The 24,942-nt window shown below is 64.2% G+C and carries 20 protein-coding genes and 1 tRNA gene; 15 read left to right on the forward strand and 6 right to left on the reverse strand.

Annotated features, from left to right (window positions below; genetic code table 11):
- Positions 1-21: 21 nt before the first annotated feature.
- A complete protein-coding gene (locus QTL98_RS08280) occupies positions 22-861 on the reverse strand; it encodes an EamA family transporter (RefSeq protein ID WP_445681746.1) in 840 nt (279 codons plus the stop codon).
- Positions 862-987: 126 nt separating this feature from the next.
- Positions 988-1,461 (reverse strand): Lrp/AsnC family transcriptional regulator, encoded by a 474-nt coding sequence (locus QTL98_RS08285; protein ID WP_445681747.1) that lies wholly within the window; start codon positions 1,459-1,461, stop codon positions 988-990.
- A 249-nt stretch (positions 1,462-1,710) separates the two neighbouring features.
- Here QTL98_RS08285 and ilvC point away from each other — a divergent pair, with 249 nt between their 5' ends.
- From ilvC to QTL98_RS08330, 9 genes are all read left to right on the forward strand, one after another.
- On the forward strand, positions 1,711-2,730 hold the full coding sequence (ilvC, locus tag QTL98_RS08290) for a ketol-acid reductoisomerase (RefSeq protein WP_445681748.1): 1,020 nt from the start codon (positions 1,711-1,713) through the stop codon (positions 2,728-2,730).
- Positions 2,731-3,001: 271 nt separating this feature from the next.
- Positions 3,002-4,699 carry a hypothetical protein gene (locus QTL98_RS08295; RefSeq protein ID WP_445681749.1) on the forward strand — a complete coding sequence of 566 codons (1,698 nt, stop codon included), beginning with the start codon at positions 3,002-3,004 and terminating at the stop codon, positions 4,697-4,699.
- Positions 4,700-4,927: 228 nt separating this feature from the next.
- Positions 4,928-5,968 carry a rod shape-determining protein gene (locus QTL98_RS08300; RefSeq protein WP_445681750.1) on the forward strand — a complete coding sequence of 347 codons (1,041 nt, stop codon included), beginning with the start codon at positions 4,928-4,930 and terminating at the stop codon, positions 5,966-5,968.
- A 174-nt stretch (positions 5,969-6,142) separates the two neighbouring features.
- Positions 6,143-7,009, forward strand: a complete 867-nt coding sequence (gene mreC, locus QTL98_RS08305) for a rod shape-determining protein MreC (RefSeq protein WP_445681751.1) — start codon at positions 6,143-6,145, stop codon at positions 7,007-7,009.
- A gap of 180 nt (positions 7,010-7,189) precedes the next feature.
- A complete protein-coding gene (gene mreD / locus QTL98_RS08310) occupies positions 7,190-7,696 on the forward strand; it encodes a rod shape-determining protein MreD (RefSeq protein ID WP_445681752.1) in 507 nt (168 codons plus the stop codon).
- A 76-nt stretch (positions 7,697-7,772) separates the two neighbouring features.
- On the forward strand, positions 7,773-9,611 hold the full coding sequence (mrdA, locus tag QTL98_RS08315) for a penicillin-binding protein 2 (protein WP_445681753.1): 1,839 nt from the start codon (positions 7,773-7,775) through the stop codon (positions 9,609-9,611).
- 151 nt (positions 9,612-9,762) lie between these two features.
- A tRNA-Lys gene (locus tag QTL98_RS08320) sits at positions 9,763-9,838 on the forward strand.
- Between the two features lie 144 nt (positions 9,839-9,982).
- Positions 9,983-10,675 (forward strand): DUF1045 domain-containing protein, encoded by a 693-nt coding sequence (locus QTL98_RS08325; RefSeq protein ID WP_445681754.1) that lies wholly within the window; start codon positions 9,983-9,985, stop codon positions 10,673-10,675.
- 61 nt (positions 10,676-10,736) lie between these two features.
- Complete coding sequence (locus QTL98_RS08330) at positions 10,737-11,897, forward strand: alpha-D-ribose 1-methylphosphonate 5-triphosphate diphosphatase (RefSeq protein ID WP_445681755.1); 1,161 nt, start codon at positions 10,737-10,739, stop codon at positions 11,895-11,897.
- 71 nt (positions 11,898-11,968) lie between these two features.
- Here QTL98_RS08330 and QTL98_RS08335 read toward each other — a convergent pair whose 3' ends face one another.
- Both QTL98_RS08335 and QTL98_RS08340 read right to left on the reverse strand, forming a co-directional pair.
- A complete protein-coding gene (locus tag QTL98_RS08335) occupies positions 11,969-12,166 on the reverse strand; it encodes a CsbD family protein (RefSeq protein ID WP_445681756.1) in 198 nt (65 codons plus the stop codon).
- Positions 12,167-12,286: 120 nt separating this feature from the next.
- Positions 12,287-13,717 carry a helix-turn-helix domain-containing protein gene (locus QTL98_RS08340; protein WP_445681757.1) on the reverse strand — a complete coding sequence of 477 codons (1,431 nt, stop codon included), beginning with the start codon at positions 13,715-13,717 and terminating at the stop codon, positions 12,287-12,289.
- Between the two features lie 403 nt (positions 13,718-14,120).
- Here QTL98_RS08340 and QTL98_RS08345 point away from each other — a divergent pair, with 403 nt between their 5' ends.
- The 4 genes from QTL98_RS08345 to QTL98_RS08360 all read left to right on the forward strand — a co-directional run bounded on the left by QTL98_RS08345 (position 14,121) and on the right by QTL98_RS08360 (position 18,095).
- On the forward strand, positions 14,121-15,629 hold the full coding sequence (locus tag QTL98_RS08345; protein WP_445681758.1) for an MmgE/PrpD family protein: 1,509 nt from the start codon (positions 14,121-14,123) through the stop codon (positions 15,627-15,629).
- Positions 15,630-15,668: 39 nt separating this feature from the next.
- Positions 15,669-16,580, forward strand: coding sequence for a methylisocitrate lyase (gene prpB / locus QTL98_RS08350; protein ID WP_445681759.1), 912 nt, complete (start codon positions 15,669-15,671; stop codon positions 16,578-16,580).
- A gap of 74 nt (positions 16,581-16,654) precedes the next feature.
- Complete coding sequence (locus QTL98_RS08355) at positions 16,655-17,773, forward strand: bifunctional 2-methylcitrate synthase/citrate synthase (protein WP_445681760.1); 1,119 nt, start codon at positions 16,655-16,657, stop codon at positions 17,771-17,773.
- A gap of 34 nt (positions 17,774-17,807) precedes the next feature.
- Positions 17,808-18,095 (forward strand): putative quinol monooxygenase, encoded by a 288-nt coding sequence (locus tag QTL98_RS08360; protein WP_445681761.1) that lies wholly within the window; start codon positions 17,808-17,810, stop codon positions 18,093-18,095.
- Here the strand turns inward: QTL98_RS08360 and QTL98_RS08365 are convergent.
- Both QTL98_RS08365 and QTL98_RS08370 read right to left on the reverse strand, forming a co-directional pair.
- Positions 18,077-19,138 carry a patatin-like phospholipase family protein gene (locus QTL98_RS08365; protein WP_445682111.1) on the reverse strand — a complete coding sequence of 354 codons (1,062 nt, stop codon included), beginning with the start codon at positions 19,136-19,138 and terminating at the stop codon, positions 18,077-18,079. The two genes, QTL98_RS08360 and QTL98_RS08365, sit on opposite strands and share 19 nt — an antisense overlap.
- The gene (locus tag QTL98_RS08370) at positions 19,135-21,693 is read right to left on the reverse strand and encodes a hybrid sensor histidine kinase/response regulator (protein WP_445681762.1); all 2,559 of its coding nucleotides are present in this window, start codon (positions 21,691-21,693) and stop codon (positions 19,135-19,137) included. Before QTL98_RS08370 ends, QTL98_RS08365 begins: the two co-directional genes overlap by 4 nt.
- Positions 21,694-21,915: 222 nt before the next feature.
- Here QTL98_RS08370 and QTL98_RS08375 point away from each other — a divergent pair, with 222 nt between their 5' ends.
- Together QTL98_RS08375 and QTL98_RS08380 are read left to right on the forward strand one after the other, a co-directional pair.
- Entirely contained in the window at positions 21,916-22,335 is a 420-nt protein-coding gene (locus QTL98_RS08375; RefSeq protein WP_445681763.1) for a DUF1489 family protein, read from the forward strand.
- 55 nt (positions 22,336-22,390) lie between these two features.
- Positions 22,391-24,880, forward strand: a complete 2,490-nt coding sequence (locus QTL98_RS08380; RefSeq protein WP_445681764.1) for a cation:proton antiporter — start codon at positions 22,391-22,393, stop codon at positions 24,878-24,880.
- Positions 24,881-24,942 lie beyond the last annotated feature (62 nt).

The following is a 24,942-nucleotide window of genomic DNA, read 5'->3' on the forward strand; positions in this document are numbered from 1 at the left end:
CTGCTGTTACGGCATGCGCCTTCAGGCAAGGCGCATGCCGATGACTCCCGCGACGATCAGCGCCACCGCAAACACTCGGCTGGCGCTGATTTTTTCTTTAAGCAGCAGGCGCGCCAGCAGGATGCCGAACAGGATCGAGCTTTCGCGCAGGGCGGCCACCAGCGCGACCGGCGCCTGGGTCATCGCCATCAGGGCAAGGCCGTAGGAGGCGATGCTGAGGCCGCCCCCGCCAAGCGCCACCGGCCAACGCTGGCGCAGCTGGGAAAAGAAGGCACGCCGGCGGACAAAGGCCGCCCAGCCGAACATCGCCACCCCCTGGGTGAAGAAAATCCACAGCGTATAGGCCTCCGGCGCACCGGAAAGCCGCACGCCATGACCATCCGTCAGCGAATAGGAGGCGATGATCAGCGCGTTGGCGAGCGCGTAGCGGGTGGCATTGCCCGAGCGCCACAGCACGCGCGGATCGCCGATGAGGCCGAGAACGCCGGCACACAGCGCGATAACGGCAAAGAGGGCTGCCGGGTGCAGCGTTTCGCCCAGCAGCCAGCCGCTGAGAGCAACCACCAGCAGCGGTGCCGTGCCGCGCATGAGCGGATAGACCCGGTTCATCTCCCCGCCGTGATAGGCGGCCGACAGCAGGTAATAATAGATGACCTGGAGCACGGTTGAGAGGGCGATGAAAGGCCAGCTGGCAATGGCAGGCGCCGGCAGGAACAGCAGCGCCGGTCCGGCAAGGATGGCGGCGCCGGTGGCGATGAGCACGGAGGAGAGGAACTTGTCCTCGCCGGACTTGACCAGCACGTTCCAGGAGGCGTGCATCAGCGCGGCAAACAGGACCAGCAGAAGGATGCCAAGGGACATTCGGGCGGAACTTCAGGCAAAAAGACGTCAGCGGGCAGGGGCTGCCTGACGCTCAATACGCCGCCGCTGGTCATAATACCATCGCGCAAATGTCACGATACAGTCATGCCGCCAGAGGCAGGGTCGCTAGCCCAGAAGGCCGAGCGGCAGGGCCGTGGTGTTCTTGACGGTAGAGATGACGATGGAGCTCTCGATGTCGCGCACACCCGGCAGCCGGGAGAGCGTCTCGCGCAGGAAAGTATCGTACTGGGCAAGCGACTTGACCACCACGCGCAGGCGATAGTCGATTTCGCCCAGCAGCATGTGGCATTCCAGAATCTCCGGGCAGTCGCGGATCTTGGCCTCGAACAGTTCGGTTGCCTGCAGGCCGCGCTCGCTGAGGCGGATACGCACGAATACCTCGACATCAAGGCCGAGCTTCTGCCGGTCGAGCACCGCGGCGCGCGACTGGATCACCCCTTCCTGCTCCAGCCGGCGGATGCGGCGCCAGCAGGGGGACTGTGACAGCCCCACCTTTTCCGCGAGCGTGCCGGTGGCGATCATGGCGTCATCCTGCAGCAAGGAGAGCAGGGCACGGTCGGTGGCGTCGATATCCGGCATAAATTAGTCTCTTTTGTCGCCATAAGTGGATTTTTTATGTCCAGAAAATCTGCCTGCGCGCAAAGAAAGGCAAGATTTTTCCCGCGGGTCTCGCTATTCTCCGCCCCACTGGCAGTCCGGCCTTCGAAGCAGTGCCCCGTCGGGGCGCTCCGGGGTGGCTGCCCGCCGCATCCAAGCAACAGTCCTGCCTGCCGGGACTGATCCATAACAAGGGCCGCTGAACCGGCTCCCCACCGAGAGAGAACACCCATGCGCGTTTATTACGACAGCGATGCCGATGTGAACCTGATCAAGGGCAAGAAGGTTGTCATCGTCGGTTACGGCAGCCAGGGCCACGCCCACGCGCTGAACCTGCGTGACAGCGGCGTCAAGGACGTGCGCATTGCCCTGCGTCCGGGTTCCGCCACCGCCAAGAAGGCCGAAGCCGAAGGCCTGACCGTGATGTCCGTGCCCGAGGCTGCCGCCTGGTGCGACGTCATCATGATGCTCACCCCGGACGAGCTGCAGGCTGATATCTACAACAACGAAATCGGCCCGAACCTGCGCAAGGGCGCGGCGGTCGCTTTCGCCCACGGCCTCAATGTGCATTTCGGCCTCATCCAGCCGGCTGCCGACATCGACGTGTTCATGATCGCGCCGAAGGGCCCCGGCCACACCGTGCGCGGCGAATACCTCAAGGGCGGCGGTGTTCCCTGCCTCATCGCCGTGCACCAGAATGCCTCCGGCAATGCGTTCGAAGTGGCGCTCAGCTACGCTTCCGCCGTTGGCGGCGGCCGTTCCGGCGTCATCGAGACCACCTTCCGCGAAGAGTGCGAAACCGACCTCTTCGGCGAGCAGGCCGTGCTGTGCGGTGGCCTCACCAAGCTGATCCAGTCCGGTTTCGAGACGCTGGTGGAAGCCGGCTACGCTCCGGAAATGGCCTATTTCGAGTGCCTGCACGAAGTGAAGCTGATCGTCGACCTCATCTATGAGGGCGGCATCGCCAACATGCGCTACTCGATCTCCAACACCGCCGAATATGGCGACTATGTCACCGGCCCGCGCATTGTCACCAGCGAGACCAAGGCTGAGATGAAGCGCGTTCTGGAAGACATCCAGTCTGGCCGCTTCACCCGCGACTGGATGCTGGAGAACAAGGCCGGCCAGCCGAGCTTCAAGGCGACGCGTCGCCTGCAGTCCGAGCATCCGATCGAGGAAGTGGGTGCCAAGCTGCGCGCGATGATGCCGTGGATCGGCAAGAACAAGCTGGTCGACAAGACCCGCAACTGACCTGATGAACCCGCCTTTTGGCCCTTGTTCGCCAAGAGGATAGGTTTACTTCGAAGCGGCCCTGCCAGAGACTTCTGGCGGGGCCGTTTGCTTTTTGCGCCGTTGCCCCCTGGGCCCGGCGCGAAAAAAAAGGATTGGCTTCAAGAGGAAGTTAATAAAATTCTATTCAAATTGACCTTAATGGTCGGCTTGGGTACCGCTAGGCGCAAAAGTGGGCATGCAGGACGCACCGCCGGCTGAATGACACAGAATTTCTCGGGAATACGGTTCCGTGCCAGATCAACGCAAACCGGTCGATCTCAACCAGCTTGAAGCCATGATCGGGCAGGCGATGTCACAGCTGTCGCCCAAGCTCTGCTACGACCTGTGGCAGGCCGTCAGCAGCGGCGCCCTGGGCGAGGGCGGGCGTGTGGAAGCCGTTCGGCGCGGGCTGGTATCCCAGATCAATCGTCAGCGCGCCGATCATGCGCGCCGGCTTTTCCTGTCCTGCTTCGAACCGCTGCTGGTGCATGATCCGGCCGTGCTGGCCCTCGGGCCTTTTGACGGCATGCTGCATGTCGCCGACATGGGCGCGCTCTATCTGACGCTGCTCGACCATGGGCTGAAGCCGGTTGCCGACCGCATGCAGGAGGAACTCGGCGCTGCGGTCAAGCTGGCGCCGGTCGATATGGTGATGGAAGGCGAGGAGGCCTCGGTGCTGCGCGCCGAGTTGCTGGAGCATGCCGGCACCATCGCCGACACCGTGCTCGCTTCCGACAAGCTGACCCGGCAGTTCCTGCTGCAGATGAACCAGCGCCGCAACGAGACGGTGCGGACGTTCCTGGCCGATTTCAACATCGATCCAGACCGGCTCCATGTGGAGCATGTCGAGGAGTTCCTGCGCATCGTCAAGGCGGCGCCCGCCCTCATCCAGTCACTGGGTGTGCGCCGCTGGCGCCCGTCCCGTACGCCGGATGCCGGAGGTGAAGCCCGGCGCCTGCTGGGCCTGCGAGACGGCATCATGCGGGCGCTGCCCTCGAACCTGCGCCACCCGGATATCGGCATGTGGCCGGCCTTCGTGAATATCCATCACACCCGCAATTTCGCGATTGCGCAGGCAATGCTGCCTGCCTTGTCGCCCGAGGAGGTGGAGGCGCTCGGCCAGTTCATGCAGAACAGCTCGCGCAGCTACTGCTGGCGCCTGCGCCACTACTGGGGGCTGCTGGCCAGCGAGGGGCTCGAGCGTGCGGATGCGGTCGCCGATGGCTGCCAGGAGGCGATCGACGGCCTGCTGAGCATCGGCGATGTCATGCTGATCAGCAAATGGCCGGGTTCTACCCTCGGCCGCCGTTCCGTCTACTCCCATATCCAGGAACTGCGTCGCAGCGCCGTTGAAGTGGCCGGCAAGGCACTGGCCGACGGTGTTCGCGGGCTGATCTCGAAGCCGCAGATGAATGAGGCGGACTTTTCCTGCCTCGCCCGGCAGATCGACCTGCTGTACCGCACAGCCACGCTGGGCAGCGAGGATATGCAGCGCAATCGTGCGCTCGAGCTTTGGCGGCACGAGGTCATTACCGAGACGCGCGAGGCCTATCGCCGCTGCGGCGAGCGTATCCCGGACGAGCTGCTGCTCTCCCAGATGGTGCGGCTTGCCGATGTGGTGCGCGAAATCGGCGAAGACCCGTCCAACTGGATTTTCATTTCCTCGATCACGCTGGTGCGCGGCGCGACGGCCTGGTTCGGGGATGCCATCCGGCCGGCCAGCGGCAAGACAGCGCAGCAGATGGAGCAGCTCGCCTTCCGGGCTTATCAGCTGGCGCTCAAGGACCAGACAAAATCGCGCCTGCAGTGGAAAGACCAGGACCTTACCCGCCTGCGCAATGCGGCACAAAGCTGGGCAACCCGCCATGGCCGCCTTCTACCCGAGCCGTTGCCGGAAGATGATGAAAGCCTCGTGATTCCGGAAGATGCAGCGGTTTCAGAGGCTTGATGCCCTGCGGGCAGAGGGCCGCAAATTGCCACTTTAACGCCAAGATCCCGGCGCTTTCTGGCGCCCCCGCGGCACTGCGGAAAGGGAGCCTCGGCCTTGTCATCCCCCGGCTGATCGTCTATGCATCGGCGCACTGGATTGGCGCGGTCAAATCTTGCCGTGACACAACGGCCCCGACCCCGATATCTTGCGGTGCAGCTGAATACGACCCGCTAGGTGAGCTAACGCATGTTTCTGAACCTCCTCGGCCTGCTTTCCGCCGATATGGCCATTGACCTCGGCACGGCCAACACGCTCGTGTATGTGAAGGGGCGGGGGATCGTTCTGAACGAGCCGTCTGTTGTTGCGATGGCGAACGTTCGCGGCAAGAAGCAGGTGCTGGCCGTCGGCGACGAAGCCAAGCAGATGCTGGGCCGTACGCCGGGCAACATCCAGGCGATCCGCCCGCTGCGTGACGGTGTGATTGCGGACTTCGAAGTAGCGGAAGAAATGATCAAGCATTTCATCCGCAAGGTGCATAACCGCCGCTCTTTCGCCAGCCCCCAGGTCATCATCTGCGTGCCCTCCGGCTCCACCGCCGTCGAGCGCCGCGCGATCCGTGATTCGGCCGAAGCTGCCGGCGCCCGCCGCGTGTTCCTGATTGAAGAGCCGATGGCCGCTGCCATCGGCGCCGGCCTGCCGGTGACCGAGCCGACCGGCTCCATGGTCGTCGATATCGGCGGCGGCACCACCGAAGTGGCCGTGCTGTCGCTGGGCGGCATCGTCTATTCGCGCTCTGTGCGCGTTGGCGGCGACAAGATGGACGAGGCGATCATCGCCTACATCCGCCGCAACCATAACCTGCTGATCGGTGAAGGCACTGCCGAGCGGATCAAGAAGGAAATCGGCTCTGCCTGCCCGCCGGAAGATGGCGAAGGCCGGGCAATGGAGATCAAGGGCCGCGACCTGATGAACGGCGTGCCCAAGGAACTGCTGGTGACCGAGGCGCAGATTGCCGAGGCTCTGGCCGAGCCGGTTGGCGCAATCGTCGAGGCGGTGAAGGTGGCTCTGGAGCACACCGCGCCGGAACTGGCGGCCGACATCGTGGACAAGGGCGTGGTGCTGACCGGTGGCGGCGGCCTGCTCGGCAACCTCGATTATGTGCTGCGCCACTCGACGGGTCTGCCGGTTTCCATCGCCGATGACCCGCTTTCCTGCGTGGTGCTGGGCACGGGCCGTGCGCTGGAAGAAATGCGCACGCTACGAAGCGTTCTTGTTGACGCGTATTAATTGCGTAGCGCGACTCTTTGTAATATATAGATTCTAGGATCGGGCGGCGCAGTAGATGTTTTCGGGGTGGCGGCCGCACAAAAGCTGGATTGGTTTAGAAAATCTTCAGCTTCGTGCGTCACGATCATACCAAGCGATATCATTTGCTGCGCTAACTAGGGGGGCAGGCCGTTGATGAAATCCGGCCAGCACGGCAATACCAGGGTAGCTGTGTCGCTGCGCTCTACGGCGCAGCGCTTCTCGGTGGTTCTGCTCATCGGCGCCTCGATGGTGCTGATGGTGGCCGCCCGGATCGACGAGCGCGCCGTCAACTTCGTCCGCGCCAATACCGTCGACGCGTTGTCTCCCATTCTGGATGCGATGGCAAAGCCGGCATCCTTCGCGGCGCGAGTCGTCGAGGATGCGCGCGGCTTCGTTTATCTCCGGCAGGAAAACGAGCGGCTGGTGGCGGAAAATATCCGTCTTCAGCAGTGGCAGAACCTCGCCCTGCGCCTGCAGGCGGAAAATAACGACCTGCGCCGCCTGCTGAACTTCCGCCGTGACGATGCCGAGCATTTCGTCACGGCCAATGTGATCGCCGATACCTCCGGCTCCTTCACCCGCAGCGTGCTGCTGGACCGCGGCACCGAGGACGGTGTGAATCGCGGGCAGCTTGCCATGTCCGGTGAAGCGATTGTCGGCCGCATTGTCGAGGCCGGTCGCCATTCCGCCCGGCTGCTACTGCTGACCGATACCAGTTCCCGGGTGCCGGTCCTGCTGCAGGACCAGCGGGCCCGCGCCATTCTGGGCGGCGACAATACCGATACCCCCAAGCTGCTCTTCCTGCCGTCGGATACCGAGGCGAAGGAAGGGGAGTGGGTGGTGACCTCCGGTTATGGCGGCGGTGTGCCTTCGGGCATTCCGGTCGGTGTGGTAACGGGTGGCGAGAACGGCACGTTCAGCATCCGGCCGTTTGCCGATTTCGCGCGGCTGGAGCATGTGCGCATCGTCGATTTCGGCGTCGGTGCCGGCGATCTGGAGATTGCCGAACGTCCGGAATAAATCCGGCGGCATCTCCCTCCCGGACTGTTATCCCTTTTTGAAAGTTTGGCGCCCGGCCAACGGTCCTTGCGGCGTCAAACCTGTCGCCTGCGCGGCGTCCGCCCTGTATAAGCGAGCGGCCGCCCGGCTCTGCCGGCCGGTATTCCCGCCGGCAACGACCAAAGCGCTTTGCAAACCCCCGTGACCTTCCTCACCAAACTCGATCATTTCGCGCGTCACATCGTGCCGGGGCTGACGGTGGCGGTGCTGGTGGTGCTCGGGCTGATGCCGTTGCCGCTGCCCTATTATGGGCCAGTTTCGCCATCACTCTCCTTCGCGGCGGTCTATTTCTGGTCGATCCATCGGCCCGATCTGCTGCCGCCCTGGGCCTGCTTTGTGCTCGGCCTGTTCCTCGACCTATTGCTGGGCGTGCCACCGGGGCTCAATGCCATGGTGTTCGTGCTGACGCACTGGATCCTGGGCAGCCAGCTTAAATTCTTCCGCAACCAGTCCTTCAGCGTGCTTTGGGGCTGTTTCATCGTGATCTGCTTCGGTGCCGGCCTGCTGCAATGGGTGCTGGTTTGCCTGTTCGAGTTTGCCTTCGTTTCGCCCATTCCGGCCCTGATCCGCGCCGGGCTGACGGCGGCCTTCCTGCCGTTCGTCAGCTGGATCCTGGGGCGGGTGGAAAAACTGGTGTTGCCCAACTAAGCTTCACCGATATGTCTACCGCCTGTGGCGGGGGATGCCGGCGGGCTGTTGCCGGCGCGCCTTACTGGATCCGCTGATGTCCATCGACCGCGACAATTCCCGCTATCGCATCTTTTCCCGGCGCGTGGCGCTGCTGGGAGCATTGCAGGCTGCGGGCCTTGGCGCTCTGGTGTCGCGGCTCTACTACCTGCAGGTCGTCGAGTCGGACAAATACACCACGCTGGCGGAAGATAACCGCATCAATGTGCGGCTTCTGGCGCCGGTGCGCGGACAGATCACCGATCGTCTGGGCGTGCCGCTGGCGATCAACGAACAGAATTTCCGCGCGCTCGCCGTCAGGGAATCGGCCGGCAATCTGGAGGAGGTGCTGAACCACCTCGCCGGGCTGGTGCCGCTCTCCGAAGCCGACCTGAAGCGCACCCTGCGCGATGCTTCGCGCCGGCCGGCCTTCATGCCGGTGACGGTGCGCGAAAACCTGACCTGGGACGAGGTCTCCACGCTCGAGCTGGCGGCGCCAGAGCTGCCGGGCATCTCCATCGATGAAGGTCAGCTGCGTTACTATCCCTATTCGGATGCTTTCGCCCATATCGTGGGCTATGTCGGCAAGGTGTCCGAGAGCGAGCTGGATGGCGATCCGGTGCTGGCCCTGCCGGGTTTCCGCATCGGCAAGAGCGGCATCGAGCGTTTCCATGATCAGGAACTGCGCGGCGAGGCAGGGCGCAAGCGCATGGAGGTCAATGCGCTTGGCCGCGTGATTCGCGAGATCGACCGTGATCCCGGCAAGCCCGGTTCGGAAATCAAGCTGACGCTGGATGCCAACCTGCAGCAGTTTGCTACCCAGCGCCTTGCGCAGGAGCGCAGCGCCGCCTCGGTGGTGATGGATGCGGTCAATGGCGATGTCTACGCCCTCGTCAGCAGCCCCAGCTTCGACCCCAACGTCTTTACCCGTGGCATCACGGCGGATACCTGGGAAGATCTGCTGTCCAACCCGGCCTCGCCACTGACCAACAAGGCGATTGCCGGCCAGTACGCCCCGGGTTCCACCTTCAAGCCGATGGTGCTGCTGGCGGGGCTGGAAAGCGGCATCATCGACGAGAGCTTTACGGTTTTCTGCCCCGGTCACTACGATCTCGGCGACCATCGTTTCCATTGCTGGAAGCGCGGCGGGCATGGAACGGTGGGCACGGCAGAATCGCTCGAGCATTCCTGCGACGTCTTTTATTACGAGCTCTCCCGCCGCGTTGGAATCGACCGCATCGCGGCGATGGCGCGACGCTTTGGTTTCGATTCCCCGAGCGGTATCGACCTGCCGGGCGAACGGCCGGGCACCATTCCCGACCGCGACTGGAAGCGCGCCAACTTCAACAAGCCCTGGACGCAGGGCGAGACGCTCAATGCCGCCATCGGCCAGGGGTATGTGTTGTCAACGCCGCTCCAGCTGGCGGTGATGGCCGCCCGCCTTGCCCTTGGGCGCGAGGTGAAGCCGCATCTGACCCTCTCGGTCGATGATGTGCCGGCAGTACGGGGCGATTTCCCGCTGATGGGCATCAAGGCGGAGAATCTGGCCGTGGTGCATCGGGGCATGGGGCTGGTGGTCAATTCTCCCATCGGTACCGCCTACAGGGCGCGCATCCAGCAGAAGGGCATGGAGATGGCCGGCAAGACCGGCTCGGCGCAGGTGCGCCGCATCACCATGGCCGAGCGTGCCACCGGTGTGATCAGTAATGACGATCTGCCGTGGAACCAGCGCGACCATGCGCTGTTCATCGCCTTCGCACCGTTCGACAACCCGCGTTATGCCTGCGCCACCATCGTGGAGCATGGCGGGGGTGGCGGTGCGGTGGCCGGACCGATCTGCCGCGACCTGCTGCTGGATTGCCAGCAGCGTGATCCGGCTGGAATTCGCAGTGTTTAAGCCGTTTTTGCCGACTTATGGGTAACGGTGAGTTTTTTCCGGCCCCAAGGACGATTTTCATGTTTTTTGGGCTGGACAGGGTACGGGATGGCCTTTATACAGCCGCCCACACGATGACGGACCGGCGCTGACGCCGCCGACATCGGCAGATGGGCACATAGCTCAGTCGGTAGAGCAGCTGACTCTTAATCAGCGGGTCGTAGGTTCGATCCCTACTGTGCCCACCATCTCAAAGCCCTGAAATCCTTCGTGGATTTCGGGGCTTTTGATTTTCTGGCTTTGGCCTGCTGCTGAAATTTCGCGCCTGCTGCCCCGGACCCCGGCAAGCTGATAGGCTCTGGCCCCGTGTTTTGCTGCCAGAAGGTCTGTTCATGCGATTTGCGCTTTACGCCGCCCCACGCCCGGGAGAGGCCCTGCATGATGCCGGCTCGCGCTGGCTCGGGCGCGATGCCGCCCTGGACACCCCGCTGGAGCAGCCACAGGTGCAGGGGATTGAGGCCGCGCAAATGGCGGTGATGACCGCCGAGCCTCGGCGGTACGGTTTTCACGGCACACTGAAGCCCCCCTTTGCCTTGAAGGAGGCCGAGACGCAGGAGGCGCTGGAAGCTGCCGTGGCGTTGCTCGCGGCGCGCTTGACGCCGGTTGCGGTTCCCGACCTCAAGGTAGGGCGCATCGGGCATTTCCTGGCGCTGGTGCCGGGCATGCGGAATGAGGCGCTTGAGGCATTGGCAGCAGAGTGCGTTACCGCGCTCGATGGCTTCCGCGCCGAGATGCCGGTGGAAGAACTGGCGCGGCGTCGGGCCGCCTGCCTTTCCCCGCGGCAGGACGAGATGCTGCTGCGCTGGGGCTATCCTTATGTGATGGATCAGTCCCGCTATCACATGACGCTTTCCGGCCGTATTTTTCCGGCAGAGATGGAGCTGCTGCAACCTGTGGCCGAGTGCTGGTTTGCGCCATCCCTTTCCGGGGGCTTTACAGTCGACGCCCTGGCCCTTTTCATGGAGCCGGAGAAGGGGGCGCCGCTCGTGATGCTCAGGCATTTTGCGCTCGGCAAGGCCGGCTGACGGCTCGGGCGATTGCCGCCACTTTCTTTCGTTGCTTCCGACCCGCCTTTACGAGCCTTCAATGACCGCCGAAATCATCTTTACCAACGCCCGTATCGTGCTTGCCGACAGCATTGTGGATGGCAGCGTCGTGGTGAAGGACGGCCTGATAACCGGCATTGACGCAGGCAGCACCGTCCGTGCGGCCGGGGTGATCGATCTGGCGGGCGACTATCTGATGCCGGGCCTCGTCGAGCTGCATACCGACCATCTGGAATCGCATTTCCATCCGCGTCCCAAGGTGCGCTGGCCGGCGATTGCCGCAGTGCAGGCGCATGATGCGCAGGTGGCGGCATCCGGCATCACCACGGTGCTGGATGCGCTGCGGGTGGGCACCCTGCGCACGGACAGCGCCGGCCTTGCGGAGAATGTCGCCACGCTGGCAGCAGCCATCCGCGCCGCGCGGGAGGCCGGCTGGCTGAAAGCGGACCACAAGCTGCATATCCGCTGCGAGCTCTCCAGCCCGGACACTGTTGCCGGCCTTGAAGGATTGCTCGACGATCCGGCGCTGCAGCTCCTGTCGCTGATGGACCATACGCCGGGGCAGCGCCAGTTCGTCCATCTCGGCCATTTCCGCACCTACTACCAGGGCAAGACGGGGATGAGCGACAGCCAGATGGATGAATTCATCGCCGAGCGGCAGGCCGACCATCATCGCCATTGTCCGGCCAACCGGGCACGGGTGGTGGAGATTGCGCGGGCGCGTGGCCTGCGCCTTGCCAGCCATGACGATGCGACGGCGGCGCACGTTGCCGAAGCGGTGGAGAATGGCGTGGCGATTGCCGAATTCCCCACCACGCTGGAGGCCGCACGCGCTGCCGAGGGCGAGGGGCTGGCTGTGCTGATGGGGGCCCCCAACATCGTGCGTGGCGGCTCGCACAGCGGCAATATTTCGGCTGCCGAGCTGGCACGCGAAGGGCTGCTCGACATTCTGTCGTCGGATTATGTGCCCTTCAGCCTGATGCAGGCGGTCTTCCGCCTGTCGGACGAAGGCATCGTAACGCTGCCGAGGGCGGTCGCGATGGTAACGTCTGCTCCCGCCCGGGCGGTGGGGCTGATTGATCGCGGCGAGATCGCGCCCGGCAAGCGCGCCGATCTGGTGCGGGTGGAAGCGGCTGGTGAAGATCAGGGACGCCTGCCGGTCGTGCGCTCCGTCTGGCGCGAGGGCCAGCGGGTCTGCTGAGCGGCGGGCGTCCCCGAGGGGCTGCCGCGGGAGGGGGGTAACGCGGAAACCCCTGTTCCGTCAGGCGCGCCTTAGTGCTTGCCGAGCCAGAGGTCGACCTGGCGATCCGCCTCTTCCCGGGCGATGCCATAACGCTTCTGGATGGTGCCGGCGAGTTCGGTGCGGCGGCCACGAATTACATCGAAATCGTCGTCGGTCAGTTTGCCCCACTGGGCCTGGATGCTGCCCTTGAACTCTTTCCAGTTACCTTCGATCTGATCCCAATTCATGTTGTTCTCCCTTGGGCTATGGCGCGCGGATGGGCCGCCGCCTTCCTTTGGGCAACGCTGCATCGCACCAGAGGGTTTCAGCCGCATAAGGGCTCAACCGGTGCGCCGGGGGCCGGTCTCTCAGCTTTCTTCTGCCACCGAATAGGGGATAAAGCGGCGCCGGTTATCGTCCACGGACACGGCGCGCGTTGCTGGCGGAAAGGCACGTTGCGGGCACTGCACCCGCTCGCATACACGGCAGCCGGGGCCGATGGGCACGGCGGCATTCTGCGCGCCGGAGAGGTCGATGCCCTGCGCGTAGACAAGCCGGTGCGCATAGGAGATCTCGCAGCCGATGCCGACGGCGAAATCCTGCTTGGGGGCGGTAAAGCCGCCGCCGCCTTTCTGCACCGTGCGGGCAAGGCACAAATAGGTCGTGCCGTCGGGCATGCTGGCAAGCTGGATGAGGATGCGCCGGGGCGAGGCAAAAGCCTCATGCACGTTCCATAGCGGGCAGGCACCGCCGAAGCGGGCGAAATGGAAGCGCGGGGCGCTCTGGCGTTTGGAGATGTTGCCGGCCTTGTCCACGCGCACGAAATAAAACGGCACGCCCTGGGCGCCAGGCCGGCGCAGGGTGGAGAGCCGGTGCGTTACCTGCTCGAAACTGGCGCCGAAGCGACGCTGCAACTGCTCGATATCGTACCAGCAGGCCTCCGCACTGTTGAGGAACTCGCGGTACGGCATGATGAGTGCGCCGGCAAAGTGGTTCGCAAGCCCCACCCGGCAGATCGAGGGGGCGCCTTCAGCGCTGAAACCGGCCTCGCCGATCAGATGCTCGATGCTCTCGGCCTGGTCGAGCAGGGCGATCTGGTAGGCGGCCTGGAAGGTCTGGCTGGCGGGCGGTAGCGCCTCGGAGATGGTGAGGGTGCGGCTTTCCGGATCGTAGCGGCGCAGGGTGCTGGGGCCGCCGGGGCTTGAGGGGTCGATGCGGGTGCGCACGCCGTGGGTGTGGGCGAGATAGTTGATGAGATCGTCCAGCATATTGCCGAGGCGGAAGTTCTCCCGTGCCTGCAGCGCTTCGGCGGCCCGCTCCAGCCCGTCGAAATAGTTGTTCATATGGTGAAAATAGTCGCGAACTTCTTCGTAGGGGCCCTGGCTGCGCACGCCGGGTTCGTCGGGAAAGCCGCCAAGATCCCGGGCGTCGCGCATCTCGCGAAAGCGCCGGTAGAGGGTCAGGAACTTGCCGCCCAGATCAGGGGAGGCGGCGATGGCATTGCGAAGCTCGGCATTGCCGACCGCTTGCGGATCGGCTGCAAAGACCGGATCGGCCAGTGCCTCGCGCAATTCTACCAGCAGCTGGGCTTCATCATCCGTTGCCAGATCTTCCAGCGCCACATCGAGCACGCGGCTGACGCGCAGCAGGACGCTGGCCGTCAGCGGGCGCTGGTTGCGCTCTATCTGGTTGAGATAGCTGGGAGAAACGTCAGAGAGACGGGCAAGGTCAGCCTGGCTCAGGCTTTTGCGTTCACGCAGGCGCTTGAGTTTGGGGCCGATAAAAAGCTTCTCGTCCATGGCGGCCATCAAAAGTGAGCAGTTGTTGCGGCAGTTTGCAAAATGCTCATTCGCAAAATTTGCATTTGCGAATTTTATACAAGCAAATCCTTTCCTTCTAGGCACTTTTGTGACGATACAGACTTGCTAGGCTGCAAATCTTGCGAATAGATAGGCGCATCACCTGCGCCACAGGGTTTCCCGTCGCCCGCGCAGGATCGGTCAAGGCAGCACTCTCCCCATCTCGCTGCCTTTTCTACCGACGGTCCAAGTCTGGGGTTCGGAAACGCTAAGATCGGCGCGGACGGTGGCACATCAAACGATGCCACCGCCGCGCCTCCTTGCCCGGCTCGCCTGCTATCGGCAGGCGAGGAGGTATCTCATCGCCCGATTGTCCTCCCGTTAAAAAATGAGCGTGATCGACATGAAGCTGCACAAGGTCCGCGTCTATAAATCCTCCGAAAAGCTGCCGCGCGAAGAGCAGCTGGCCTGGAAGCTGGCCGCGCTTGCCACCGACCCGGTGCCGGTCGAGGCGGCGGTGGAGGAGATGATCGTCAACCGCCTCATCGACAACGCGGCAGTGGCGATTGCCGCCATCAACCGCAGCCCGGCGGTGACGGCACGCTCGCAGGCGCTGGCGCATCCGCGTGATGGGGGAGCCACTCTCTTCGGCCTGCCGGAAGGCGTTCGGGTGTGCGCCGAATGGGCGGCCTGGGCCAATGGCACCGCCGTGCGGGAGCTTGATTTCCACGACACCTTCCTGGCTGCCGATTACAGCCATCCCGGCGATAACCTGCCCGCCCTGCTGGCGGTGGCGCAGCAAAAGGGCTGCTCGGGCGCCGACCTGATCCGCGCCGCCGCTACGGCCTATGAGGTGCAGGTCGACCTCGTCAAATCCATCTGCCTGCATGAGCACAAGATCGACCATGTGGCCCATCTCGGCCCCTCCGCTGCCGCCGGCATCGGCACGCTGCTGGGACTATCGACCGAAGCGGTCTATCAGGCCGTCCAGCAGGCGCTGCATGTGACGACCGCCACGCGCCAGAGCCGCAAGGGCGAGATCAGCTCGTGGAAGGCCTTTGCCCCCGCCCACGCCACCAAGCTTGCCATTGAAGCGGTGGACCGGGCGATGCGCGGCGAGGGCGCGCCGTCCCCGATCTATGAGGGCGAGGATGCGGTGATTGCCTGGATGCTCTCTGGCCCGAAGGCGGAATACCAGGTGCCGCTGCCGGAAGCGGGGGAGCCCAAGCGCGCCATCCTCGACACCTACACCAAGGAACACAGTGCCGAATATCAGGCGCAGGCGATCATCGATCTGGCGGCCCGGCTCGGCGCGCGTGTCCCCGACCTTGCCAAGGTCAAATCCATCGTGCTGCACACCAGCCATCACACCCATTATGTGATCGGCACCGGCGCCGGTGATCCGCAGAAGATGGATCCGGATGCCAGCCGCGAAACGCTGGACCATTCCATCATGTATATCTTCGCCGTGGCGCTGGAAGATCGCAGCTGGCACCACGTGCGCTCCTATGCGCCCGAGCGGGCCCGCCGGCCGGAAACGGTGGCGCTGTGGCACAAGATCTCCACGCTTGAGGATCCGGTCTGGACCGAGCGCTATCACACCGCCGATCCGGCCCGTAAGGCCTTCGGCGGCAAGGCGGTTGTCACCATGGCCGATGGCAGCGTGATCGAGGATGAACTGGCGGTGGCCAATGCCCATCCGCTGGGTGCCCGTCCCTTTGCCCGTCCGGACTATATCCGCAAGTTCCGCACCCTGACGGAAGGGGTTCTGGCACCTGCCGAGGCCGAACGCTTCCTCGATCTGGTGCAGCAATTGCCCCGGCTTGATGCCGCCGGCCTCTGCGGGCTCAACCCGGCGCTGCCGGAAGGGGCCTTGCTGGGCGCCGCGCGCGATCGTGCCGGGATTTTCTGATCTCTCCCGGACGGGTCTTTTGAAGAAGGACGGCAACGGATGTTGTTTGCCAAGAAGAACGGCGCTGAAAAGCGCGCCGATTTCCGCAAGGCGCTCGCCTCCGGCAAGCTTTTGCGTTTCCCCGGTGCCTTTTCGCCGCTGGTGGCGATGCTGATCGAGCAGCAGGGCTGGAACGGCGTCTATATCTCCGGCGCGGTGCTGGCCAATGATCTGGGCCTGCCGGATATTGGCCTCACCACCATGAGCGAGGTAACCCAGCGCGGCCGGCAAATCGCGCGGGTAACCGACCTGCCGTCGATTATCGATATCGATACCGGCTTTGGCGAGCCGATGTCGGCAGCGCGCACCATCATGGAGCTGGAGGATCTGGGGCTCGCCGGCTGCCATATGGAAGACCAGATCAACCCCAAGCGCTGCGGCCATCTGGACGGCAAGGAGGTGGTGAGCGCCACCGACATGGTGCGGAAGATCCGCGCCGCGTCCGACGCCAAGCGCGATCCCAACTTCGTGCTCATTGCCCGCACCGACAGCCGCGCCATCGAAGGGCTGGACAAGGCGATTGACCGCGCCAAGGCCTATGTCGATGCCGGGGCGGATGCGATCTTTCCGGAAGCGATGAAGGACGAGCGCGAGTTCGAGGCGATGCGCAAGGCGGTTTCTGTGCCGCTGCTGGCCAACATGACCGAGTTCGGCAAATCGCGCCTGCTCAATGCCAGCGAGCTGGAAGCGCTTGGCTACAACATCGTCATCTATCCCGTCACCACGCTGCGTCTTGCCATGGGCGCGGTGGAAAGTGCGCTGGAGCAGATCAAGCGCGAGGGTGACCAGAACAGCGTTCTGGACCAGATGCAGACCCGCAAGCGGCTCTACGAGGTCGTGCGTTACGAGGATTACAACGACTTCGACCAGAGCCTTTTCAACTTCACCGTCGCGGAGACGACGCCGCAATAACGCCGGACGAAGCCCTTTGGCATGCCGGCTCTTTTGAAGCCGGCCATTCCGGCAAAAAGGGAGGTCGCTGCCAGATGAGCGAGAACCAGAGCGAGGTCAAAAAAGGGCTGGTGGGCGTGGTGGTCGATACCACCGCCGTCTCCAAGGTGATGCAGGAGATAAACGCGCTTACCTATCGGGGTTATGCGGTGCAGGATCTGGCCGCCAGATGCCGGTTCGAGCAGGTGGCCCACCTGCTGCTGAAGGGCGCCTTGCCGACACCGGCCGAGTTGAGCGCCTTTACCGCGGAAGAACGCGGTCAACGCGCCCTCAGCCCGTCGCTTGCCCGTATGCTGGATGCCATCCCCACCCAGGCGCATCCGATGGACATGGTGCGCTCGGCCGTCAGCCATATGGGCATGGAGGATGAGGAAACTGCCGATCCGTCCCCGGAGGCCAATCTGCGCAAGGCGATGCGCCTTTATGCCCGCATGCCGGCGGTGATTGCGCGGCTGATGCGCAATCGCCGCGGTCAGGCCGCCGTGGCGCCGCGGGATGATCTTGGATATGCGGAAAACTTCTTCCACATGGTGTTCGAGGCGGTGCCCGAGCCTGAAGTGGTCAAGGCCTTTGATGCGTCCATGACGCTCTATGCCGAGCACAGCTTCAACGCGTCCACCTTCACGGCTCGCGTTATCACCTCCACCAATTCAGATATCTATTCGGCGCTGACAGGGGCTGTCGGCGCGCTGAAGGGCAATCTGCATGGCGGTGCCAACGAGGCGGTGATGCATCTCCTGCAGGAGATCGGACATGCCGACCGGGCCGAGGCCTGGATGGAACGCGCTCTGGTGGAAGGGCGCAAGATCATGGGCTTCGGGCACCGGGTCTATAAAAACGGCGACAGCCGGGTGCCGACGATGCGCGAGCATTTCGAGGCGGTGGCGCTGCTCAAGGGCCGCGCCGATCTGGTGGAGATGGAAAACATCCTCGCCGGCGTCATGCTGCGGGAAAAGAACATCCACCCCAACCTCGATTTCCCTGCCGGGCCCGCCTATTACCTCATGGGCTTCGACATTGATTTCTTTACCCCGCTGTTCGTCATGGCGCGGGTGACGGGCTGGTCGGCCCATGTGTTCGAGCAGGTGGCTGACAACCGGCTTATCCGTCCGCTTTCGGCCTATACCGGGCCCGACAGCCGGCCGGTGCCGTAATCCGGCCCGGATGATGAAAGGCAAAGGCGTTCCCATGGCACTTCGACGGCTCAATCAGTTTACCGCCCGCGACGGCCAGGAAGAGGCGCTGGAAAATTTCCTGCTCGCGCGGCTGCCGGTTATTGCGGCGGCCGAGGGCTGCCTTGGCATCGAATTGCTGCGTCATGCCAAGGATGACGGGCATTTTGTGGTGGTGGAGCGCTGGCGCAGTGCTGCCGACCACAAGGCGGCGCTGGCCGCAACGCCGCCGCAGCGCTTTGAGGAAGCGAAGGCACTGCTCTCCGGCCCGCCCAAGGGCGAAAGTTACGAAGAACTCGCCTGAGTTTCGGCCGGGGAGCCCTTTGCTGTCTCGGGCCGGATGGCGGTGAGCCAGTCCAGCCCCGCTTGCCGGCCCTCCGCGAACAGGCTGTCGATAAAGGCAGGGTCCGCATCCAGTTTGCTGGCGGCGGGCAGGGAGCCCAGCCTTTTGCAGGCGGAGACGCGGTGCAGACGGATCGGGCGAACCCCGGCGCGGGCCGCATCAAGGGCACCGGTTTCGATCAGCCGGTTGGTCGTCTCGATGGCGGCGATTTCCCCTTCCAGCAGCTGTGCCATGGCAATTTCGGTCAGCCGGTCGAAGATGGCCGTCGGGCTGGTCGGCACGTCCGGGCGCCGGGCCGGCGTAATGTCGATGATCAGCAGGTCGCTCGCACGTCCCTGTTCCAGCACCGGGCCGAGCGGCGGGTTGCCGCTGTAACTGCCGTCCCACAGGCGCGCACCGTCGATTTCCTCGGCCGGCATCAGGAAGGGCAGCGTGCCAGACGCCAGCAGCACGGCGCCGGTAACCTCGCTGCCTTCAAACAGACGCGGGGCGCCGGTTTCGGCATCGGTGGTGCTGACGAAGAGCCGCGGCAGAACCTTGTTTGAAAGGGCGGAGGCGAGCAGATCCGCCGGAAGCTGCTCTTCAAAGATCGGTCGCAGTGGATTGATGCCGAGCGGGTTCATCTGATAGGGCGAGAGCGAACGCACCAGCGTGTCGAACCCAGACCAGCCCAGATGGAAATTGGGCAGGCCCCAGGCGCTGATGGCGCGGTCGAATGCGCCGGGCGAAAGACCCGGCATCATGCCCATGCGCCCGGTTGCCTGCCACAGGCTGGCAAGCCGCCGCCGCGCACCCCCGGGCCCGCCTTCATGCAGACCGCAGAGAAGGGCTGCGGCGTTGACGGCACCGGAGCTGGCGCCAACCAGCATGTCGAGTTCAAGCAGGCCGGAGCGGTCCTGCCATTCCATCAGCGCATCCAGGACGCCCCAGCTATAGGCGCCATGGGCGCCGCCACCAGGCAGGGCGATGGAGAGATGCAGCTTTGCCGGGCGATGGGCGGTCATTGCGGCCACGAGGGCGGCAGCTGGCCCAGCTGCGCCACATAGGTGTTGAAGGCCATCCTGAGGCCGCTGATGGCGGCATCGCGTTCGATCTCGCTGCCGGTTTCAACCACCGTTTCCGCCCAGGCCGCAACGTCGGCCAGCCGGGTGATGCCGAGATTGGCGCTGGTCCCCTTGAGGCTGTGGGCGGCACGTTTGCGCTCCTCTGCCGGCAGGGACTTGTCCTCATAGCTGCGGACCAGTTCTTCGCCGTCCGCAGCGAGCCGGGAAAGGTAGTTGCGCACCGTCTGCCCGCCCAGCTGCTGGACGAGCTCCCGCAGGGCGGGGCCGGTGAAGTCTTCAGGGATTGCCGCAGTCGGGGCGGTATCTTGCGGCGGCGTTCCGGCAGCAGTCTCTGCCTGCGGCTCGGCGGTCATTTCCGGCTCTTCCGGGGCAATCCGGCCGGTACCCGCCAGGCGATGCATCTCGCGCAGCAGCCTTGACCAGTCTATCGGCTTGGTCACGCAGGCGTCGAAGCCGGCGGTTATATAGCCGCGCTGCTGGACTTCCATGGCGTTGGCGGTAAGGGCGATGGCGGGCATGTGGACGCTGGCACCTTCACGTTGACGCAGGACCCGGATGAACTGCTCCCCGTCCATCACCGGCATGTGGATATCGACAAGAGCGATGTCGAAGCTGCGCCGGTCCAGTACCTGAAGCGCCTCCGCGCCGTTGCCGGTGACGGTGATCTGATGGCCGCGCCGGGAGAGTGAGTCACGCAGCAGCAGCTGGTTCAGCTCGACATCCTCGACCACCAGCACCTGCATCGGTTCAGCAGCGCCATGCAGGTCCAGCGCGCTGAAGTCAACTTCCTCCGGCTTGTCGCCGAGCGGCAGGGTTGCGGTAAACCAGAAACGGCTGCCCACGCCAACCACGCTTTCCACCCCGACCGTGCCCCCCATCAGCGTTGCCAGCTGACGGCAGATCGCAAGACCAAGGCCTGTACCGGTGGGGGCCGCGCGGCTGAGGCCATGCACCTGGACGAAGGGCTGGAACAGGCGGGACTGCATCTCTTCGGCGATACCGGGGCCGGTATCGATGACCTCAAGGCGGAAGCTGTAGAGGCCTTCTCCGGCGTTTTCCACAGTCAGGCGCAGCAGGATGCTGCCCTGCCGGGTGAACTTGATGGCGTTGTTGAGATAGTTGAAGAGTATTTGCCGCAGGCGCTGGATATCGCCCTTGAGATAGGGAAGCGGCCTGCCGACAAGCTCTGTCTTCATGGCGAGCCCCTTGTCGCGCGCCATCGGGCCCAGCAGGGACACCACCTCGTCCAGCAATTGCTCGGGAGCAAAATCTTCCGCCGCCAGCACAAGTTCGCCGGCCTCAAGCTTGGAGAGATCGAGAATGTCGTTGACGATGACCAGCAACGCTTCGCCGGCATGCATCACGGCATCGGCGTAACCGCGCTGGGTATCGCTCAGCGGCGTCTCCAGCATCAGCCGGTTCATGCCCAGCACCGCCGTCATCGGGGTGCGGATCTCGTGGCTCATGAAGGCGAGGAAATTGCTCTTGGCCTTGTCTGCTGCCAGGGCAGAGGTCAGCGCACGGCGTTGCAAAGACTGCGCACGGATAAGCGCTACCAGCAGCAGGGCAAGCAGCAGGCTGAGCGAACCCAGCGTCACCAGATTGCGCACTTCGATGTCGTGCATATTGCCCATCATCGGGGCGACGGGCGCGGCGATCACGACGCTCAGCGGCAAACCCACCAGATGGCGCACATCGAACCGCCACGGCCCCGGCTGACCGGCAAGGCTGGCCGTTTCGGTGATCACGCCGGGGGAGGATGTTCTTGTGCCGGCGGGAGGCGCTTCCTGCAGCTCGCGCAAGGGCTGCTCGAGATCAATGCGTCCGGCCTCATCGCCGCCAACGGCAAGAATCTGGCCGTTGTCATGGATCAGGAAGGCCAGGCCTTCTTCCAGCGAGACGGCGGCCTGATCGAGCTGGGCACGGGTAAAGGCCGCATCGAGATTGACGACGATGACCCCGATGAATTTGTCATCACCATCCTTGAGCGCCAGGCTGAGCGGGATCAGCCGACCGCCGGAGATGCGGGAATGGATGGGGCTGCCGACGAACAGCGGCGATGTCGGGTCGCGCTGGATTTCATTAAAATAGGCCCGGTCGCCAACATAGAGCCCGTTACCCGGCCGGCCGGGCATGGCGATACGGCCGTCAGCGCCGACGATTACCCAGCCGCTCGCCTGCGGCAACCGGTCGAGGGCCCGGTTGAGGAAACCGGTCATGCGCACCGATAGCGAGGCAATATCGCCTTCATTATCGAAGCTGGAGCGGTCGGCAACACCCCCCAGCACAAGGCTGACGGTGTCGAAACTGCGCTCGACATATTGCTGGAGCAGGACCGCGGATGCGCCGATGTTGTTGTCGAGCGCAACGGCCTGCCGCATGCGCTCGGCATTGATCTGGTGAAAAGTGACAAAACCACCGGCAGCGGTCAGGCCGAGCCAGATGAGAATGCCAGCGATCCACGGGCTGAGCTGCCGGGCGGCATCCTTTGGCAAGAGGTCATTCCCCGGGCGATTACGATCAGGAGCGGCTGTTTTCTGTTTTAGCAGCCTGACCCGCCAGTACAAATCCTGTTTTGTGGGTAGGGTGCAGCAGGCAGCCATGCATCTTTTGATCAATGCAGGGGCTTGACCCGCGCCGCCAAGGCGCTACCCCTTCGCCAGAGTAAAGATCACCGCCCGACCGGTGCGGTCTGAAAAATCAAGGTGGCGTTTGCCGTGGCCCTGCATCTCATCAAGCTCAGCGTCGGTACCGAAAGCATCGAGGATCTGGCTTTCTGGCAGCAGGAGCGCCTGCGCGACAAAGGGGCCGTCTATCACCAGACGCGCATGACCCCGCGCCGCGAGGCCGAACTGCTGGATGGCGGATCGATCTACTGGATCATCAAGGGCTATACCCGCGCCCGCCAGCGCCTGACCGGCATTGAGCCGCATACGGATGTGGAAGGCAATTCCTTCGTCCGGCTGATGCTCGATCCGGAGCTCATCCCTGTGGAGATCAGGCGCCACCGGCCCTTTCAGGGCTGGCGGTATCTGGACCCCAGGGATGCGCCGCCCGATCTCTCCGGCGCGGCGGGGGATTCCGCTCCGCTGCCCGAGCATATAGAACAGGCTTTGAGAGATATCGGCTTCGGTTGAGCGCGCACCGCGTGCTCCATCTGGTCCGGGTTTGTGCTGAAGGGGGCGCGCGAGGGTGTTTTCGATTGTCACCATGGTGACTTTTCTGGCCGTTCTGCTGGTGATCGTCAGCTTGCTGTCGCCACTTGCCGTCCGGCTCAGAATTCCCCTCCAGGTCCTGCTGGCGGCAACCGGTTTGTTGCTGGGCTTCGGCGCGCTGCTTGTTCCTGCCCTCGGGCCCCACACGGCCACGGGCGAACCGGCACTCGGGCTTGGTTTCAGCCCCGAGGTCATCCTCACCATCTTTCTGCCCGTGCTGCTGTTCGAAATGGCGATGGGCATCAATGTGCGCCGCATGATGGATGCGCTGGCACCGGTGCTGGTGCTCGCCATTGTCGCCGTCATCGTCGCTACCGCCGTTATCGGCCTTGCCCTGTGGTGGGTGCTGCCGCTCAGTCTCATCGGCTGTCTCATCATCGCGGCGATTGTCTCCACTACCGATCCGGCAGCGGTCGTTGCGCTCTTCCGCGATCTGGGTGCGCCGGTGCAACTGCGTGTGCTGGTGGAGGGCGAGAGCCTTTTCAACGACGCTGCCGCCATCGCCATTATTGCCGTTCTGCTGGCCATGGTCGGCGGCAACACCGCCGCGGGATTGGTCCCCGGCATTCTCGGTTTCCTGCAGGAATTTGCCGGCGGCATGCTTGTCGGAGGCATTACAGCGGGGGCGGCGCTGCTGGTCATGCCGGTCCTGCGTGGCGAGCGGGCAGCGGAAATCACACTGACCGTCAGCCTTGCCTACGGCTCCTACCTCACGGCCGAATATTTCCACGTTTCCGGCGTGGTGGCGGTGGTGATCGCCGGCCTGCTGACCGGCTCGGCCGGGCGCCTGCGCATCGCCGCCGATAACTGGGACACGATGGTGGAGGTGTGGGAGCAGCTTGGCCATTGGGCCAATTCGCTGGTGTTCCTGATCGCCACCATGCTGGTGCCGCGCCTGATGTTCGCCGCCAACTGGAAGGACGGGGTGGCGCTGGTGGCGATGGTTGCCTCCGCGCTTATTGCCCGTGCAGCGGTGCTCTGGGGCATCCTGCCGCTGATGGGGCTGTTCTCGGCCGCCTGCCGCATTCAGTGGCGCTACAAACTGGCCATTGTCTGGGGCGGTGTGCGCGGCGCCGTCACGCTCGCACTTGCCGTGGCCGTGGTGGAGAACCGCACGCTTTCGGGCGAGTTGCGGCATGCCGCCGGCGTGCTCTCCTCGGGCTTCGTGCTGTTTACGCTGCTGGTCAATGCCACCAGCCTGCGCCCGCTGGTGCGGCGTCTTGGGCTCGACAAGCTGACGGCGGCGGAACTGGCACTGCGCGATCGCGTGCTGTCACTGTCGATGGAAAATATTCGCTCGCGCCTTTCTTCCCTCGCGGAAAGCCATGCCATCCGTCCGGTAGCGGTGGAGCAGGTGGAAGGGTTCTATCACGACCAGCTGGCCGCTTTCTCGCTGGAGGCTGCGCTTGCCGGACCCAAGGACGGGTCAGCCGCTGCACTGCGGGGCGCCCTTATCCTGCTGGAGGGGTATGAGCAGGAGCGGGTGATGGGGTATTTCCGCGACCGCGTCATCAGCCGGGACATGGTGCGGCATCTGAGCGCGCAGGCGGGCCGGCTGCGTGACGCCACCCTGACGGAAGGGCTTGGCGGCTACATCTCCACTCTGGCGCAGACGCTTCGGTTCCCCACGCTGGTGCGCGTGGCCTTGTGGCTGCAGCGGCATTTCGGCCTGCAACGCCCCATCGAGAGCCTGCTGGCTGGCCGGTACGAGATGCTGGTACTGACCCGCATGGTGGTGCAGGAGCTGGACGCCTATGTGAAGGACCGCCTGGCCCAGCTGGTCGGCGAGGGGACCGGCTATCAGGTCCACGCGCTGGTACGCGAACGTCTGGCGCGCATCGAGCGGGCCATCAGTGCGCTTGCCCTGCAATATCCCGATTATGCGCTGGCGATGGAGGCCCGCATCCTCACCCGCCTTGCCCTGCGACTGGAAGCCGCGGAACACAGCCGTCTGTTCCAGGAAGGCACCATTTCGGGCGACGTGCTGCGGGCGCTGGAAGCGCAGCGCCGGGTGCGTTCGGCAGAGCTCAAGCCGCTCAGGCTCGATCTCGGGCTCGAGCCCGAGGCGCTGATCGGCCGGCTGCCGCTGTTTGCCGGTCTGGCACCAGACCAGGTCAGCCGCCTTGCCCGGCTGCTGTCGCCCACGCTGGCGCTGCCGGGCCAGCAGGTAATCCGTCGCGGCGACCATGGCGATGCGATGTATTTCATTGCTTCCGGTGTCGTGCAGGTGGCGGTGGCGCCGGAGCCCAAGCTGCTGAAAACAGGTGAATTCTTCGGCGAGCTGGCGTTGTTGTCGCCGGGCGGCTTGCGAACGGCAGATGTCATTGCGCTGGGTTATTGCCAGCTTCTGGTGCTGAAAAGCCGGGACTTGCAGCGGCTGATGCATGCCGATACGGCGTTCAAGGAGCGGATCGACGAAGTTTCCGCCCGGCGTTTTGCTGAAGTGAAGGAACAACAAGTCGATTGAGCCAGTTGGCAGCGTGCTTCCGCTGCTTTAGGCTCCTATCCGGATCACAATCCCTAGCAGTG

Origin of the sequence: Radicibacter daui (assembly GCA_030657355.1) — a bacterium.
Classification (GTDB): Bacteria; Pseudomonadota; Alphaproteobacteria; order Radicibacterales; family Radicibacteraceae; genus Radicibacter; species Radicibacter daui.

Excerpts from the sequence above, each read along its gene's own strand:
- QTL98_RS08330 (WP_445681755.1), top strand. The coding sequence starts at position 10,737 with ATGACCGCCGAAATCATCTTTACCAACGCCCGTATCGTGCTTGCCGAC.
- QTL98_RS08335 (WP_445681756.1), bottom strand. The coding sequence starts at position 12,166 with ATGAATTGGGATCAGATCGAAGGTAACTGGAAAGAGTTCAAGGGCAGC.
- QTL98_RS08300 (WP_445681750.1), top strand. The coding sequence starts at position 4,928 with ATGTTTCTGAACCTCCTCGGCCTGCTTTCCGCCGATATGGCCATTGAC.
- mreC (WP_445681751.1), top strand. The coding sequence starts at position 6,143 with ATGAAATCCGGCCAGCACGGCAATACCAGGGTAGCTGTGTCGCTGCGC.
- QTL98_RS08360 (WP_445681761.1), top strand. The coding sequence starts at position 17,808 with ATGGCACTTCGACGGCTCAATCAGTTTACCGCCCGCGACGGCCAGGAA.
- QTL98_RS08365 (WP_445682111.1), bottom strand. The coding sequence starts at position 19,138 with ATGACCGCCCATCGCCCGGCAAAGCTGCATCTCTCCATCGCCCTGCCT.
- QTL98_RS08280 (WP_445681746.1), bottom strand. The coding sequence starts at position 861 with ATGTCCCTTGGCATCCTTCTGCTGGTCCTGTTTGCCGCGCTGATGCAC.
- QTL98_RS08345 (WP_445681758.1), top strand. The coding sequence starts at position 14,121 with ATGAAGCTGCACAAGGTCCGCGTCTATAAATCCTCCGAAAAGCTGCCG.
- QTL98_RS08325 (WP_445681754.1), top strand. The coding sequence starts at position 9,983 with ATGCGATTTGCGCTTTACGCCGCCCCACGCCCGGGAGAGGCCCTGCAT.
- QTL98_RS08340 (WP_445681757.1), bottom strand. The coding sequence starts at position 13,717 with ATGGACGAGAAGCTTTTTATCGGCCCCAAACTCAAGCGCCTGCGTGAA.
- prpB (WP_445681759.1), top strand. The coding sequence starts at position 15,669 with ATGTTGTTTGCCAAGAAGAACGGCGCTGAAAAGCGCGCCGATTTCCGC.
- QTL98_RS08355 (WP_445681760.1), top strand. The coding sequence starts at position 16,655 with ATGAGCGAGAACCAGAGCGAGGTCAAAAAAGGGCTGGTGGGCGTGGTG.
- ilvC (WP_445681748.1), top strand. The coding sequence starts at position 1,711 with ATGCGCGTTTATTACGACAGCGATGCCGATGTGAACCTGATCAAGGGC.
- QTL98_RS08285 (WP_445681747.1), bottom strand. The coding sequence starts at position 1,461 with ATGCCGGATATCGACGCCACCGACCGTGCCCTGCTCTCCTTGCTGCAG.
- mrdA (WP_445681753.1), top strand. The coding sequence starts at position 7,773 with ATGTCCATCGACCGCGACAATTCCCGCTATCGCATCTTTTCCCGGCGC.